Genomic DNA, 15564 nt, shown 5'->3' on the forward strand with positions numbered 1-15564 from the left:
GGCTGCGCAACCTGGTCAGCGGTCCACGGGCGGAAGACGGTCCAGACCCGTGTCGCGCATGATGTGCCCGACCGTCGCGGTGAGCGTGCTGTCGGCGCCGATGACGGTCTCCATACCGCCGGGCAGCAGGTCCCTCTCCCGGTACCAGCTACGCAGCACGGCCTCGCCGAACTCGCCCGCCAGCGGCTTCGTCGCATGCCGGGCCACCGTTTCGGCGAACGGGACGTCCAAGTAGTAGGCGTGAGTACGGCCACGGTGATCCGCGCACAGGGCGGCGAGCATGTCGCCGTAGTGGTCCGCGTAGAGAATGCCCTCCACCACCACGTGGAACCCGGCGTCCAGCGCGTAACGGGCGGTCAGGTCGATCAGGCCGATGTTCGCCGCTCCGGGCCGGTCGCGTTCGCGCAGCACCACCCGGCGCAGGTTGTCCTGACCCACCACGGCCAGCCCGCGGCCGAACCGCTCGCGCAGGCCGGACGCGACGGACGACTTCCCGGACGCGCTGTTGCCGCGCAGCACGACCAACCGGGACTCTTCGCTGCCCACCTTCACGGCTGCCACGCTACCGGTTTCTCCGGCGGCTTCGATGCGGACGCGTTCTGCCGTGGCGAGCCCGGTCAATGTGGTTGCCCGGGGGTGAGACGGCAAGGGACGACCAGACCCGGGGAGCGCCCGAAGTCACGGTAGAACAGGGCCAGATTGCCCCTCCGAGCGTAGTAGGCGCGGCCCCCGGCTCTGAGTTCGAAGGCGTCCGGTGCACCGGAGGTGCGAGGGCTCGGCGCGCCGAGGCGTGGGCGTCGCGGACCGGTCCGCGTGCCGTGCGCGGGCCGGCACCCGATGTGGGCGGCCTCCAGGTAACCCGCTTTCCGTGCCGGCAGGCAGTCACCGGTGAAGGGTGTACTGGTGGTGCATCCCTCCGGCAGTGTGCAGGACGTACCGTCGAGGTGTGGACAACCGTGACGAGGCCCGCGAGTTCCTCACCTCGCGGCGAGCGAAGATCACTCCGGAGCAGGCCGGGCTGCCGTCCGGGAGCAGGCGGCGCGTCCCCGGCCTGCGCCGCAGCGAGGTGGCGGCCCTGGCGGACATGAACGTCGAGTGCTACGCGAAACTCGAGCGCGGCAATCTCGCCGGCGTCTCCCCCGCCGTCCTCGAGGCCGTCGCACGCGACCTGCGGCTCAACGACGCCGAGCGCGCCCACCTGGTCCTCCTGGCCGAGGCCGCCGACAGCTCGGACGTCCTGACCCTGCCCCGGCGCCGCCGTACCGGACGGCAGTGGACCGCGCACCGGAGCCCGCAGTGGACGCTGGACGCCGTCACCGCGGGTCCCGCCTTCGTCCGCGACGGCCGTTCGGACCTGCTCGCGGTCAACCGGCTCGCCCGCGCCTTCTACAGCGACGTTCACGCCGATCCGCACAACCAGGCGAACCTTGCCCGTTCTTTCCATTGCCTGGACCGCACGTCCCGGCGCTTTTCCCCGGACGGGGAGCTGTTCGCCGACATGGCCGTGGCGATCCTGCGCACCGAAGCCGGTCGTGACCCGCACGACAAGGAGCTGCACGAGCTCGTCGGCGAGCTGTGCACCCGCAGCGAGGAGTTCCGTGTCCGCGGGGGCGCCCACGACGTGCGCCATCACGGCACCGGCACCAAACGGTTCCGCCGCCCTGCCGTCGGCGAACTCACGCTCGTCTTCGAGGGCCTGGACATGGCCGCCGAGCCCGGGCTGACTCTCACGATCCACACCGCCGAGCGGGGATCGGCCTCCGAGGAGGGCCTGCGCCTGCTGCCCTCCCTGGCCGCCACACCCGAGGCGGTGCGGTCATGAGCCGGGTCCTGGTCACCGGTTCCGCGGACGGTCTCGGCCGTGCCGCCGCGGACCGGCTGCTGTCCGCCGGGCACGACGTCGTGGTGCACGCCCGGAACCCGGCCCGGGCGGCCGCCCTCCAGGAGCTGGTCGATCGCGGGGCGGCCCTGGTCGTGTGCGACTTCACCGAACCCGACGCCGTACGGCGGACGGCCGCCGAGCTGAACGACGCCCGCCCCTTCGACGCGGTCATCCACAACGCCGGTGTGTGGAGCGGCCCCGCCGTCATGCCGGTCAACATCATCGCGCCGTACCTGCTCACGGCCCTGCTGCGGGAGCCGCGCCGCCTGGTGTACCTCAGCAGCGGCTCGCACTTCGGCGGGCGCGACTCACTCACCCGAGTCGACTGGCGGGGCCGCGGCGCGGGGTCCTACGCCGACAGCAAGCTGTACGTGACGACGCTCATGGCCGCGGTGGCCCGGCTGCGTCCCGGGGTGCTGAGCAACGCCGTGGACCCGGGCTGGGTGCCGACGAAGATGGGCGGGCCGAGCGCCCCGGACGATCTCGAGCTCGGCCACCGGACCCAGGAGTGGCTCGCCGTCAGCGACGATCCGGAGGCCCTGACCAGCGGTGGGTACTGGTACCACCAGCAACGTCGGCAGCCGCATCGCGCGGTGCACGACGTGGGGTTCCAGGACCGTCTGCTGCGGGCCCTGGCCGAGGAGACGGGCACACAACTCGGCTGATCCCGGTGGGGCCCGGACGCCCCCGGCGAGACGCGTGTACGGCTGCCGCGCGCCTGCGTGCGGCGTTGCGGGGTACGCACAGCGCCATGGGATCTTTGAGTTCACCTGTGCTGTTGGTGCTGTTCCTCGTGAGCGCGGCGGTGATCTGGTTCGCGGGCGTCAAACTGTCCGACACCACCGACGTGCTGTCCGAGCGGCTGCATCTGGGCAGTGCCCTGGGCGGGTTGATCCTGCTGGCCATCGCCACGAACCTGCCGGAGATAGCCATCACCGCCAGCGCCGCCATGGCCGGACAGCTCGATGTGGCGGTGGGCAACATCCTCGGCGGCATCGCGGTGCAGACGGTCGTGCTGGTGGTCCTGGACGCCGCCGGGGTCCGGCCTCGCGCGCCGCTCACCCGCCTGGCCGCCAGTCTGGTTCTCGTCCTGGAGGGCGCGCTCGTCGTCGCCGTACTCGCCGTCGTGGTCATGGGCACCCAGCTGTCGGCAGACCTGTCCTTCGCCCGGCTGAGTCCCGCGCCGCTGATGATCGCGGCGCTGTGGGTGATCGGCCTGGTGTTGCTGGACCACGCGGGCAAGGGACTGCCGTGGCGCGAGGGCGGGGACGCGCCCGGGACCCAGCCGGAGCCGCGCGGCCATTCCAAGGGCAAGAAGGAGAAGGCGGCCACCGACCGGGGCGTCGGTACGGCGCGCGCCGCTGTGGTCTTCACCGCCGCGGCGGTGGCGACGCTGGTCGCCGGTGTCGTGATCGAACGCAGCGGGGAGGAGTTCTTCGCCCGTCAGGGCCTCGGCGGGATCCTGTTCGGCGCCACCGTGCTCGCTGTCGCGACCTCGCTGCCCGAGATCAGCACCGGTCTGACGTCGACCAAGCTGGGCGACTACCAGCTGGCCATCAGCGACATCTTCGGCGGCAACGCCTTCCTGCCGGTGCTGTTCCTGCTGGCCACCGTCATCTCGGGCAAGCCGGTCCTGCCCGGCGCGCACGACACCGACATCTACCTGACCGCCCTCGGCATCCTGTTGACCACCGTCTACATCGCCGGGCTGATCTTCCGGCCGCGACGGCAGTACCTGCGGATGGGCGTCGACAGTCTCGCGGTCCTGGTGCTGTACGCCCTCGGCGTCGCCGGCCTCACGACGATCGCGGGGTGAGGCAAGTACGAGTCACCCGACCCAGACATGCCGGTGACCGGTCTGCGGGCGGCCTTCCGGCCCACCGCCGCGCCGCCTGTCTTCCTCGAGCGCGCGGGGTTGGCAGGACGGTCCTTGGCGTAAGGCGCTCTGCGGCGAAGCTCATCGGGTGCCGGACGAGATCCAGTCGTCGGTGTACCGATGACGGTCCAGGCCTGCGGCCTGGAATTCGTCCTCGCCGGGGCTCGGCGTCACGCCGAGCTGCCGGAGAGCCTGCGAGATCGGGCTGACCTTCGGGGAACCCGACTCGTCGATCGGTCCCCATGCCAGTGCCCCGTCCAGCCACACGGCGGCTCGTTGCTCACCCCCACCACCGAAGAACTCGGCTTCGACGTACGCGACGGGCCCTGCGACCGACCACCGGGCGACCCGCTGCTCGAAGCTTCCCGGGAGCCGCCAGAAGCCGAGAGCGGCCTCGCTGCCGCGGCCCGTCACGGCGTGGACGAACTCGTCCGTCATCGGCATCAGCGACAGGCCCTGACGCAGACGCGCCAGTCGGGCCTCAGGGACGTCCCTGGACACGACGCGCAGCAATTCTTCCCCAGCGATCACTGCCTGCAACTCGTAGGCCATCCGACCTCCTCCTGTCCGGTGGGCTCATCCTGCCTCAGTCGGTCGGCTCGGCCCCGTCGGCGTCGGCTGCCTCGATTCAGTCCGCCTCGTCCTCCAGGAACGTCACCTCGGTGATGCCCTCGCGGTTCGACAGGCGGGGGACCAGGTCTTCGCGGGTGCCGTTGCCGGACAGTTCCAGCAGGACGCCCACCTGGGTGGGTGCCGTCCGGGTCGGCAGGGGGCCCGCCGTGCGCAGGCCCGCCACGTGGAAGCCGGCACCGGTGCACTCGCTGACGATGTCCCGCAGCAGTCCGCGTCCGTCCAGGTAGCTGATGCGCAGCAGCACCGTCTCCGTCGGCGACCTGGGCAGCCACCTGGCGAGGACGGGGAAGACGAACGCCACCACGAGATAGGCCACGGTCACCCCGCAGGCCAGCACGAGCAGTCCCGCGCCCGCGGCCGCGCCGATCGAGGCCGAGAGCCATACGCTGGCCGCCGTCGTCAGGCCCCGCACCGCGTCCCGCCGGACGAAGATCAGTCCGCCGCCGATGAAGCCGATGCCGGACACGATCTGGGCGGCCACCCGCGAGGGGTCCAGTGCCACGCCGGGCCGGCCGAGCATGTCCGCGAAGCCGTACTTCGACACCAGCATGAACAGCGCCGCGCCCAGTCCGACGAGCACGTGCGTGCGCAGGCCGGCCGACTTGCGCCGGTACTCGCGTTCGAGACCTATGACCGCGCACAGTCCGAAGGCCGCCGACAGGTAGGCCAGCGACATCGCGTTGTGCGTCATCGCCCCACCGCCTGCCCGGGGGCGGGCCGGCCCGCCGAGGGGCGGGCGGGGCGGGTCGCGGCCGGCGGACGTCCCGTGCGTGTCATGTCTCCTCTTCCGGGTGCGGCGCACACGGTCACGGCCCGCAGTCACCGGTGCACGTCACCGCAGCGCCGCCCTCCTGTGCGGGTACGGCGTAGGTCTCCACGGAGTGCGGTACCCGGGCCGGTCGCGGCCAAGCGGCCCCTGGCGCAGGTCGGCGGCGGCGCGCGCCACGGCGACGGGGAGGGGACGGAGACGCGGACGGCGATGGTCACCGGGTACGACGCGGGAAAGGGCCGTCGTGATGATCAGTACAGTCTCGCCATGGATCTGCACGACGAACTCCTGATCGACCTGATCAACCAGACGGAAATGGAAGGCGCCGGTCCGCGCATCACGATCGTGACGGAGGGCGCGGTGATCACCGGCCGCCTCGCGCCGCACCGGCACTGGGCGCTGGACGTCGCCGGCCGGCTCGGCGACGACGGCGGCCCGGACGCGCGCTTCGCCGAGGCCTTCACCCGGGAGGCGGCGGAGCCCCTGGGCTATCCCCCGGCCTTCGTCCACCTGCACGGCTGCCAGCTGATCTCCGGCGCCAGCAGTCTTCCCGCCGCGCTCGGCGAGTACTTCCGGGTGCCCGTGTCCGCGGTACGGGCGTGGAGCGTGCGCTGAACCAGCCGGGGACCGCCGCGCAGCGCGTACGCAGCCCACCGGCCGACCGGGTGGCCCGGCACGGGCGCGCGCTACTCCATTGGGCTCGCGATCCCGGCTCGACGGTGTGGCTCGTGGTGCGCCCGCACCGATGTTCGCTGACATGGGTGGCGCGTTCCGGGACCGGGCCTGGAAAGCGTCCCCGTCCGGTGAAGGAAATCCCGCTGTGTAACGCCCGCCAGGTGGCCCGGGCGCTGCCCGCGCTGATGGGCGCCGTGCCGGTGGACGGGGTAGGTGTGTCCGGAGCAGGGGATCGCTGACGAAGGTGCGGGCCGGATGACCAACCGTATCTGTACTGTCGGGCACTCGACGCGCGACTTCGACGAGGTGCTGGAGATGCTGCGGGCGCACGACGTGACCTGCCTGGTCGACGTGCGCTCGTTCCCGTCGTCCCGGAAGTACCCGCAGTGGAACCGGTCCGCGGTCGAGGCGTCCCTGCCGCCCGGTATCGGATACCGCTGGATCCGCCGGCTCGGCGGCCGCCGGCACACCCCCAAGGGGGTGCCCAGCGAGAACGGCGCATGGCGGGTCAAGGCCTTCCGCGACTACGCCGACTACATGGCCGGCGAGGAGTTCGCGGCAGGCCTCGACGAACTCCTGCGGCTGGCCGAGGACGAGCGGCCGGCGATCATGTGCAGTGAGGCGGTGCCTTGGCGCTGCCACCGGCGGCTCATCACCGATGCGCTGATCGTGGCCGGCGCGGAGGTGGTGCACATCATGTCCCCCACGACGTCGAAGCCGGCCGTCCTGAACGAGCACGCGCGGGTCCGCGACGGGCACCTGGTCTACCCGCCGCCCGAGTGACGCAGTACTCGCGGCGGCGCCGGCGGATCCGATCGCTCTCCGCTCACTGCTCGGCCGTAGCGGCGCTCCGCGTGGGGCGGGACACGTCGGTTCCGCCGGGTGCGGGGGCCCGTTCGGCGGCGAGTGCGCGGCGGCGTGCCGGGGCGCCCCAGGCGTAGAAGAGGGCGCCGACGCCGAGGAAGAGCACCAGCGGCACCACCTGGCTGAGGGTGTACTGCAGCCGCTCGCCGGCGAAGCTCGGGGGCAGGGAGTCGGCGGCGGAGCCAGCGGTGCCGAACCAGCCGACGCCGAATCCCGGCCAGATCAGGACCACGACGGTGAAGGCGACCAGGCCGGTGGCGAGCACGGTGACCGTCCACAGGCCGAAGCGGCCACCGGGCACGCTGTACGGCCGGGGCGTGTCCGGGTACTTGCGGCGCAGCACGATCAGGCTCGGGAAGGTGATGACGTAGGAGATGAAGGTGGTGCTGATGGCGAGGCCGAGTCCGGCGGCGAAGTACTTCTCGCCGTCGCCGCTGGTGAGGTTGAGGGCGACGATCAGCAGCACGGAGGCGAGGACGGAGGAGAGCACGTTGACGCGGACGGGGGTGCCGTGGCGTTCGGAGACCTTGCCGAGCCAGGCGGGTCCCGCCCCGTCCGCGCAGGCCACCGCTTGCGCCCGGTGGGCTCCCATCGCCCAGGTGACGCCGCTGGTGAGCAGGCCGATGATGAGCCCGGCCGCCGCGGTGCCGCCGAGCACCGAGCCGGCGCCGGTGAGGACCACGGTGCCGTCGGCGGCGACATGGCCGCCGTAGACCGTGAAGACGGCCTTGCAGGCGTCGATGAAGCCGGAGAGGCTGCCGATCTCCTGGGCGGGCAGGACGAAGAGGATGCCGAGGATGGGGCCGCCGTACAGGACCAGCGAGGCGAAGCCGGAGCGGAGGATGGACAGGGGGATGTCACGCTTGGGGTTGGTCATCTCCTCGGCGGCGGAGCTGGGGAGTTCGAAGCCGACGTAGTTGAAGATGAGGACAGGCACCAGGGCGACGAAACCCGCGTAGGTGGGGCTGAACTCGCCCGCCGGGAGGGCGTGTACGCCGTGCTCGGCGGCGTAGACGACGACGGAGACGAGGAAGAAGCCGAGCAGGACGATACGGGCCACGGCTCCGGCGGTGGGCACCCACTTGCCGACGCGTACGGACTGGATGACGGCGAGGGCGCCGAGCCAGATGAAGGCGAGACCGGCGGCGTACTTCCACAGCCCCGGCAGCGGGGTGAAGAACTCCTCCCAGGTGGTCAGGGCGATGATGCACAGGCTGCCGCCCAGCCACACCGGGTTGGAGAGCCAGTAGAGGACCTGGTTGAGGCCCGCGACCAGCCGTCCGAAGGCGAGCCGGGTCCAGACGTAGGGGCCGCCCTGGACGGGGAAGGCGGAGCCGAGTTCCGCCACCAGCAGGCCGTAGGGCAGGAAGAAGGCGAGCGCGAGGACAGCCATCCAGGTCAGTCCCTGCGGGCCCTGGGCCGCGACCGAGCCGATGGTGTCGAGGCCGACGAGGGTGCAGATCAGGAAGAAGAGCACATCCAGGCGGCGCAGGTCCTTGCGGAGGTGGGAGCGCTGCTCGCTCCACCCCTCGGACAGGTCGGGGGCGTTCGGGCCGGGGTTCGGGGTCGCTTGGGTCACGTGCACGGCTCCTGGGGGACGTGGCTGGTGTGGGTGGACCGTTTGGGGGGTGAACGACCTGGGCCAACTGACTGAATGAACAGTTAGTAGTGGGCGACTGTGGCGTGCGTCGCACCGGTCCGTCAAGAGAGCGGGAGGAGGTTTTCTCCGCCTCTACGCGCGGCCGTGGCGTCCTGGGCGCGAGGCGGGCATGGCTGAGCGGCGGCACGGCGAGGGCCGCGCCGCCGGCCGGTCGGCGGAGGTCTACGCGGTCGTCGTGGTGCGGCCGTAGATCTGCTTGCCCAGCCACTGTCCGCCGTCGAGGGTCAGGCACTCGCCGGTCAGGTAGGACGCGCGGTCGCCGAGCAGGAAGAGCGCCGCGTCCGCGACCTCTTCGACGGTCGCGAAGCGGCCCGCGGGGACGGAGGACAGGACGTCGGCGCGTGCCTCGGGCGTCGCCCAGAGCGCGGCGCCGGCCCCGTCCGTCTCGGTCGGGCCGGGCGCGATGCAGTTCAGCCGGATGCCGAGCGGGGCAAGTTCGACGGCGAGGGTGCGGCTCATGGCCAGGACGCCGGCCTTGGCGGCGGCGGAGTGGACGGTGCCGGGGTGCCCGTGCCAGGCGTACGTGGCGATCACGGAGAGGATCGCGCCCGCGCTGCCCGCCTCGCGCAGGTGGCGGGCGACGGCGCGGGTGCAGTAGTAGGAGCCGTTCAGGACGATGTCGACGACCGCGCGCCAGCCGTTGGGGCTGAGGTCGATGCCGGGGGTGACGAAGTTGCCCGCGGCGTTGTTGACCAGCCCGTCCAGGCGGCCGTAGTGATCGGCCGCGGCCGCCACGAGTGCGTCGACCGCCTGGGGGTCGCGGACGTCGGTGGGGACGGCGAGCGCGCTGCCGCCGGCCTTCTCGACCAGGGCGACGGTCTCGTCGAGGCGTTCGCGGGTGCGGCCGGCGACGACGGGCCGGGCTCCCACCGCGGCGAGTGCCAGGGCGATCGCGCGGCCGATGCCGCTGCCGCCGCCGGTGACGATGTACGTGCGGCCGGTGAACTCCGCGCTCTCGCGGGTCGTCATGTGCGGGGCCTTTCGGTCGGGGCGAGGACCGCGTGCGCGTCCAGGGCGAGTGCGCCGCCCGGGTGGACGAGCAGCGGGTTGACTTCCAGCTCGGCGAGTTCGGGATGGTCGGCCGCGGCCCGGGCGAGCGCGCACAGCGCGTGCGCCGCCGCGTCCAGGTCGACGGCCGGAGCGCCGCGCCAGCCCGCGAGCAGCGGCGCGTGGCGCAGCGAGCGCAGCAGGTCGCGGGCGTGCTCCGGGGAGAGCGGGGCGAGGGCGAGGACGACGTCGCCGAGGAGTTCGGCGCGTACGCCGCCGATGCCGGCCATGAGGACGGGGCCGAACGCGGGGTCGCGCCGCACCCCGGCGATGAGTTCGATCGCGTGGGCTTCGGTGGCCATCGCCTCGACGGCGTACTGGTCGGCGCCGGTCGCGGCGTGCATGGCGGTGAAGGCGTCGCGCACGGCGTGCTCGTCGGTGAGCGAGAGCGCCACACCGCCCGCCTCGGTCTTGTGGGCCAGACCCATGGCCTTGAGGACGACCGGGTGCCCGATGCGGCGGGCGGCGCGCACCGCTTCGTCGGCGCTGCGCACGAACTCCGCTTCGGGAAAGGACAGTCCGTAGCCGCGCAGCAGCTCACGGATGGTGCGGTAGCCGCCGTCGGTCACGGGGTGCGCGCTCGACGGCGGCTGTGTGGGTGCCGGGGGCGCCGGGTGTGTCGTCCGCAGGTGTTCTATGCCCGCGAGGGCGGCCGCCGCGTGCTCGATGCGTTCGTAGACGGGGATGCCGCGTCCGCGCAGGACGGTGAGGGCGGCCGTGTCCCGGGCCATGGTGTGGACCAGGAGGGTGCGGCCGGACCGCTCCGCCGCGTCGGCGAGTTGGTGGGCCACCGCGCACTCGTGCTGTTCCTGCGCCGGGTTGGCGGTGGCGTAGTCGCCGAAGTAGCCGGTCAGGACGACCGCTTCGGCTTCGCCGGACGACAGCAGGGTCCGGGCGATCCGGGCGTAGGCCGTCAGATCGGCCTCGCCCGCGCCGGCCAGGTCGACGGGGTTGCCGCAGCCCGCGCCGGGCGGCAGGTGCGCGGCGAGCGCGGCGCGGGTGGGCTCGGACAGCGCCGGTACGTCCAGGCCACGGGTGGCGAACGCGTCCGCGGCGAGGGCGCCCTGGCCGCCGCTGTCGCCGACGACGGCCACGCGGGAGGGGCGGATGCTGGGTGAGGGACGTGCGCCCGGCGCTCGGGGTGTGCGTCCCGCGCGCTGACGCGCACTCGCCGCCGCCCCCGCCGTCGCCCTCGCCCCCGCCCTCGCCAGCAGGCAGACGGCCGTGTCCACGACCTCGCCGGCCGACTCCAGCAGCAGCGCGCCGGCGTCCCGGCACACCGCTTCGACCGTCGCGCGGGCGGTGACCAGGGCGCCGGTGTGGGACGCCGCGGCCCGCCCGGAGGCCTCGCTGCGGCCCACGGTGAGCAGCAGCACCGGCTTGCCCGCCGCGTGCGCGGCGGTCAGCGTACGTGCCAGGCGGCGGCCGTCGCGGAAGTCCTCCACATAGGCGGCGATGACCTTGGTCGGTTCGTGGTCGATGAGGGCGTCCAGGGCGTCGGTGGCGTCGATGTCGCGCTGGTTGCCGAGGGAGACGAAGCGGGAGAAGCCCTGTCCGGCCCGGGCCAGCAGGCGCCCGATCTCCAGGGCGAGGTTGCCGCTCTGCGAGACCAGCCCGACCTGTCCGGCCGGGAAGTCGCCCCAGCTCAGGCGCAGTTCGGCTGTGGTGTCGACGACGCCCATGCAGTTGGGTCCGAGCAGGCGCGCGCCGCGTGCGGTCACCAGCCGCGCCAGCGCGCGCTCGTCGTCGGCGCCGGCGCCTCCCGAGGTGATGACGGTGAAACAGCGCGCGCCGGCGGCGAGTCCGTCGCTGACGACGCTGCGCACCTGCGGGGCGGGGACCGCGATCACGACGTGCTCCACCGCGTCCGGCAGCACGGACAGATCCGGCAGGAACGGTGTGCCGTCCAGGGCGCCGCCCCGCCGGTTGACCAGGTGGACGGTGCGGCGGTGGCGCCCGGTCAGTGCGCCCGAGGCGAGCCAGTACCCCCACTTCGCGGGGTTGTCGGAGGCGCCGACGACGGCCACCGACCGGGGGTCGAAGAGCGGGGCGAGCTGGCTGGAGCGGGTGGCCCGCTCGATGTCCGCGGCCGTCAACGGAAGACTCCGAAGCGCTCGGCGATGACCGGCAGCCGCTCGGCGGCAAGGGCGTGCGCTGCGGCGCGGGGTGTGCAGCCCTCGGTCTCGGCGCGGGCCAGGAGCTGGTCGACCAGGGCGCGCATCGAGCGCCGGGTGTGGGCGAACGCCTCGTCGGCGTCGGCGCCGATGTCCCCGAACAGCGTCCACCACCACCAGGCGTTGGTGCCGGAGTTGACGGCGACGTCCGGCAGCACGGTGATGCCGCGGGCGGCGAGCAGCGCCTCCGCGTCCGGCACCACGGGCATGTTGGCGGCCTCGACGATCCAGCGGGCGGTGATGGCGGCCTGGTTGGTGGTGTCCACGGCGTAGGAGACGGCGGCCGGCACGAGCACCTCGGCGTCGGTCGTCAGCCAGGCGTCGGCCGGCAGTTCCCGGTCCTCGGCGCGCAGTGCGGCGCGGTCCACGCTGCCGTGGCCGTCGCGGGCGGCGAGCAGCGCCTCGACGTCGAGGCCGTCCGGGTTGGCGATGGTGCCCTTGATGTCGGCGACCGCGACGACGCGCAGCCCCGCGCGGGCCAGGAAACGCGCGGTGGCGCCGCCCATGGTGCCCAGGCCCTGCACCGCGACCCGGGTTCCCCGGTGCGGAACGCCGGCGCGGTCCAGCGCGGTGAGCACGGATTCGGCGACCCCGCAGCCGCCCACCAGTTCGTCCAGGCCGATCCCGTCGACGTCGATGGCGAAGGCGTCGGCGAGCCGCTTGCGGGCGGCCTCCTCGTCGTCGAGGAGGGGGTAGACCGCCTGGATGGAGGAGACCAGTCCGGCTTCGGCGGCGGCCCGGTCGACGAGGTCCTGGGTCAGGCCGAGGTCCTCGCCGGTGGTCCAGAAGTGCTCGATGTAGGGGCGCACGGCGCGCAGGTAGCGGACGAGGACGCCGTACGCGGCGGGGTCGCGCGGGTCGCAGTCGATGCCGCCCTTGGCGCCGCCGAGCGGGATGTAACGGCCCTGCGGGTTGTAGTGCAGCGCCTCCTTCCTCGTCATGCCGCGGGCCAGGCCCGTGACCTCGTCGAGCGTGCAGCCGGGACGCATGCGCAGGCCGCCGCTGGAGACGCCGCGCACCAGACAGTCGATGACGAGGAATCCCTGACGGCCGGTGACGTGGTCGGTCCAGGTGAGGGAGACGAACGGGGCGGGCGTCTGCGTCCCCGGCCGCCGCGGTCCGCTCGCCGCGTCTTGGGAGGCGGCCGGCGAGGTGGTGGCGGGCGTGGTCATCGCGGGGGCTCCTCGGGGACGGTGATGAGGGTGGGGCCGGGGATGGTCAGGGCTTGTCGCAGCGCCTCGGCCAGCGCGGAGGGCGAGTCGGCGCGTACGCCGTGGCCGCCGTAGGCGCGGGCCAGGGCGGGCAGGTCGACGGGCGGCAGATCGACCGCTACGGCGCGGTCGCCGCGGGCGAGCATCTCGTCGCGGATCTCGCCGTATCCGCCGTTGTCGAAGACGACGACGGGCAGCGGCAGTCCGAGCTGTACGGCGGTGGCGAGTTCCTGAACGGAGAACTGCAGGCCGCCGTCGCCGCTGAGCGCGACGACCGCCCGGCCGGGGTCGGCGGTCTTGGCGCCGATGGCGGCGGGCAGGGCGTAGCCGAGGGTGCCGAAGCCGGTCGGGTGCAGATAGCGGCCCCGCGGGCCGACGGGCAGGTGCGGGAGGGCGCCGTAGTAGCAGCACTGGGCACTGTCGGAGGTCAGTACCGCGTCGTCGGGGAGCACCGACCGGATCGCCGCCAGATACGGCAGCAGGTGTGCGTCCCGGCTGTGTGTCTCCGCATCCCGTTCGGCGCGCAGTGCGGCAACCGCGCGGTGGGCGGCGTCGGTGTCCGCCCTCGTGGTGACCTCGCCCTGCCCGAGCGCGGCGAGCAGTGCGCGCAGAGCGGTGCGGGCGTCTGCGACCAGCGGGATGTCCGCGGGCAGGGCCGTGTACATCTGGGCGGGGTCGATGTCCGCGCGGACGAGGGTGCCGCTGAGCGTGGGCGGGGCGTCCCACAGGTCGGACTCGGCGAGTTCGGTGCCGACGGCGAGGACCACGTCCCGCTCCTCCAGCCACCGCCGCACGGCGCTGCTGTGCAGGGACACGCCGAGCGACAGCGGATGGGTCTCCGCGACGACGCCCTTGCCGTTGGCCGTCGTCACCACCGGGGCGCTCAACGCCACGGCGAGGCGCAGGCATTCGGAGGCCGCCGCGCGGGCGCCGCCGCCCAGGACGATCGCCGGGCGTCGCGCTGTGCGCAGTGCTTCGGCTGCTGCCGCGAGGGCGCCGGCGGCGGGCCGCACGGGCTCGGCCGGCGGGGCGGTCCTGACCGGCCCTGCCGGCTCGGCTGCGGTGAGCAGGTCCAGCGGCACCTCGATGTGCACCGGCCGGGGCCGCTGCGTAAGGAAGAGGGTGAAGGCGCGGGCCACCGCGGCGCCGATCTCGTCCACCGAGGACACACGGTGGCTGAAGGCGGCGACGCCGCGCAGCGCCTCGCTCTGGCTGCGCATCTCGTGCAGCAGCCCGGTCGGCTGCCGGGGATGGCGCAACGGCATGCCGGGCGAGACGACGAGCAGCGGCACACTGTCGGAGTAGGCCTGGCCGACGGCCGCCGCGATGTTCAGCAGCGCGGGTCCGGTGGTGGTGAGGGCCACGCCGGGGTGGGCGCTGACGCGTGCGTAGGCGTCGGCGGCGTAGCCCGCGCCCTGTTCGTGGCGCGGGTTGACGTGGTCGATGCCGTAGCCGGACAGGTGCCGGTAGATCTCCAGGTTGTGGGTGCCGGGGATGCCGAACGCCCGGGTCACCCCGTGTGCGGCGAGCGCCCGCACGAGGGCCTCGCCGCCGGTGAGCGCGGACACGGGGGCGCTCGTGCGCGCGGCCTCCGGTGCGGTGGTGGCGGGCGTCATCACATGCTCCGCGAGATGACCAGGCGCATGATGTCGGAGGTGCCCTCCTCGATCTCCTCCAGTTTGGCGTCGCGCATCCACTGTTCCACCGGGTACTCGCGCGAGTAGCCCCAGCCGCCCAGCGTCTGCACGGCCGCCCAGGTGCAGTAGGCCGCCGTCTCGGAGGCGGTGAGTTTGGCCATCGCCGCCTCGGCGGTGGCGTCCAGACCGGCGTCCAGCCGCTTGGCGGCGCGCCAGGTCATCAGGCGGGCCTGCTCGATCCGGGTGCGCATGTCCGCGAGCCGGAACGCGACCGCCTGGTGCTCGATGATCGGCTTGCCGAACTGCACGCGGCTCTTGGCGTAGTCACGGGCGTACTCGTAGGCGGCGCGGGCGACGCCGGTGGCGGCCGCGCCGAGCACGGTGCGGGAGATGTCGAAGGTGCGCATCAGGCCCTGGAAGCCGCGGCCCTCCTCCCCCAGCCGGTCCTCCTCGGGTACGAAGACGTCGTTGAGGAAGATCTCCCGGCACACGATGGCGCGCTGGCCCATCTTCCGCATCGGCTCGCCGAACTCCATCCCGTCCGCGCCCTTGCGCAGCAGGAACGCGGTCACGCCCCGGGAGCGCTGCGCCGGGTCGGTCTTCGCGAAGACGACGTAGCACTCGGCCTCGCCCGCGTTGGAGATCCAGGCCTTCTGTCCGTTCAGCCGGTAGCCGCCCGCGGTGCGGGTGGCCGTGGTGGTGATGGAGGCGGCGTCGGAGCCCGACCCGGGCTCGGTGGTGGCCAGCGACGTCATGGGGGTGTCGGGGCCGGCGAGCGGAGTGAGCCAGGTGCGCTTCTGTTCCTCGGTGCCGAGTTCCATCAGCGGGTCGGCGAAGAAGCCGTTGGAGCACAGCAGGTTGCCGATGCCCAGGTCGCCGACGCACAGCTCCTCCTGGACGAGGACCTGGGTGAAGACGTCGGTGAAGCCGCCCCCGCCGTACTCGGCCGGCAGCATGAAGCCGGTGATGCCGACCTTGGCGGCCTTGCGCCACAGGTCCCAGGGGGTCTCGGTGTCGGCCTCGTCGACGGCGCGGGCCCGCGGCCGGATCTCCTCCTGCGCGAAGGAGCGGGTGAGATCGACGATGTCCCGCTGTTCCCGGGTCAGCGGGACCAGCTCGGTGGGCAGCTCTGACAT

14 protein-coding genes are annotated in these 15564 nt (G+C 73.2%); 5 read left to right on the forward strand and 9 right to left on the reverse strand.

What is annotated here, in order from left to right; all coding sequences use genetic code 11:
- Positions 1–15 precede the first annotated feature (15 nt).
- The gene (locus AC0B9F_RS11845; RefSeq protein WP_472001381.1) at positions 16–561 is read right to left on the reverse strand and encodes an AAA family ATPase; all 546 of its coding nucleotides are present in this window, start codon (positions 559–561) and stop codon (positions 16–18) included.
- Between the two features lie 385 nt (positions 562–946).
- Between AC0B9F_RS11845 and AC0B9F_RS11850 the strand changes: the two genes are divergently transcribed.
- The 3 genes from AC0B9F_RS11850 (at position 947) to AC0B9F_RS11860 (ending at position 3698) form a co-directional block, all read left to right on the forward strand.
- Positions 947–1822 carry a helix-turn-helix transcriptional regulator gene (locus tag AC0B9F_RS11850; protein ID WP_472001383.1) on the forward strand — a complete coding sequence of 292 codons (876 nt, stop codon included), beginning with the start codon at positions 947–949 and terminating at the stop codon, positions 1820–1822.
- Positions 1819–2547 (forward strand): SDR family NAD(P)-dependent oxidoreductase, encoded by a 729-nt coding sequence (locus AC0B9F_RS11855; RefSeq protein WP_472001386.1) that lies wholly within the window; start codon positions 1819–1821, stop codon positions 2545–2547. The genes AC0B9F_RS11850 and AC0B9F_RS11855 overlap by 4 nt, the downstream gene beginning before the upstream one ends.
- Positions 2548–2633: 86 nt before the next feature.
- On the forward strand, positions 2634–3698 hold the full coding sequence (locus tag AC0B9F_RS11860) for a sodium:calcium antiporter (RefSeq protein WP_472001388.1): 1065 nt from the start codon (positions 2634–2636) through the stop codon (positions 3696–3698).
- A 141-nt stretch (positions 3699–3839) separates the two neighbouring features.
- Here AC0B9F_RS11860 and AC0B9F_RS11865 read toward each other — a convergent pair whose 3' ends face one another.
- Together AC0B9F_RS11865 and AC0B9F_RS11870 are read right to left on the reverse strand one after the other, a co-directional pair.
- Complete coding sequence (locus tag AC0B9F_RS11865) at positions 3840–4310, reverse strand: hypothetical protein (RefSeq protein WP_472001390.1); 471 nt, start codon at positions 4308–4310, stop codon at positions 3840–3842.
- Between the two features lie 76 nt (positions 4311–4386).
- Positions 4387–5082 carry an MgtC/SapB family protein gene (locus AC0B9F_RS11870; protein ID WP_472001392.1) on the reverse strand — a complete coding sequence of 232 codons (696 nt, stop codon included), beginning with the start codon at positions 5080–5082 and terminating at the stop codon, positions 4387–4389.
- A gap of 345 nt (positions 5083–5427) precedes the next feature.
- On the opposite strand from AC0B9F_RS11870, the gene AC0B9F_RS11875 reads away from it, so the two are divergent.
- Both AC0B9F_RS11875 and AC0B9F_RS11880 read left to right on the forward strand, forming a co-directional pair.
- Positions 5428–5775, forward strand: a complete 348-nt coding sequence (locus tag AC0B9F_RS11875; protein WP_472001394.1) for a hypothetical protein — start codon at positions 5428–5430, stop codon at positions 5773–5775.
- A gap of 315 nt (positions 5776–6090) precedes the next feature.
- Positions 6091–6618, forward strand: a complete 528-nt coding sequence (locus AC0B9F_RS11880) for a DUF488 domain-containing protein (protein ID WP_472001396.1) — start codon at positions 6091–6093, stop codon at positions 6616–6618.
- Between the two features lie 43 nt (positions 6619–6661).
- Here AC0B9F_RS11880 and AC0B9F_RS11885 read toward each other — a convergent pair whose 3' ends face one another.
- The 6 genes from AC0B9F_RS11885 to AC0B9F_RS11910 all read right to left on the reverse strand — a co-directional run bounded on the left by AC0B9F_RS11885 (position 6662) and on the right by AC0B9F_RS11910 (position 15564).
- Positions 6662–8278 (reverse strand): APC family permease, encoded by a 1617-nt coding sequence (locus AC0B9F_RS11885; RefSeq protein WP_472001398.1) that lies wholly within the window; start codon positions 8276–8278, stop codon positions 6662–6664.
- Between the two features lie 243 nt (positions 8279–8521).
- Positions 8522–9328 carry an SDR family oxidoreductase gene (locus tag AC0B9F_RS11890; protein ID WP_472001400.1) on the reverse strand — a complete coding sequence of 269 codons (807 nt, stop codon included), beginning with the start codon at positions 9326–9328 and terminating at the stop codon, positions 8522–8524.
- Positions 9325–11502 carry an acetate--CoA ligase family protein gene (locus tag AC0B9F_RS11895; RefSeq protein WP_472001402.1) on the reverse strand — a complete coding sequence of 726 codons (2178 nt, stop codon included), beginning with the start codon at positions 11500–11502 and terminating at the stop codon, positions 9325–9327. Before AC0B9F_RS11895 ends, AC0B9F_RS11890 begins: the two co-directional genes overlap by 4 nt.
- Complete coding sequence (locus tag AC0B9F_RS11900) at positions 11499–12752, reverse strand: Glu/Leu/Phe/Val dehydrogenase dimerization domain-containing protein (protein WP_472001404.1); 1254 nt, start codon at positions 12750–12752, stop codon at positions 11499–11501. The genes AC0B9F_RS11895 and AC0B9F_RS11900 overlap by 4 nt, the downstream gene beginning before the upstream one ends.
- On the reverse strand, positions 12749–14407 hold the full coding sequence (locus AC0B9F_RS11905; protein ID WP_472001406.1) for a 5-guanidino-2-oxopentanoate decarboxylase: 1659 nt from the start codon (positions 14405–14407) through the stop codon (positions 12749–12751). Before AC0B9F_RS11905 ends, AC0B9F_RS11900 begins: the two co-directional genes overlap by 4 nt.
- Positions 14407–15564: an acyl-CoA dehydrogenase family protein gene (locus AC0B9F_RS11910; protein WP_472001408.1), complete on the reverse strand. Its 1158-nt coding sequence runs from the start codon at positions 15562–15564 to the stop codon at positions 14407–14409. Before AC0B9F_RS11910 ends, AC0B9F_RS11905 begins: the two co-directional genes overlap by 1 nt.

It is taken from the genome of Streptomyces sp. NPDC097129, from assembly GCF_055668065.1.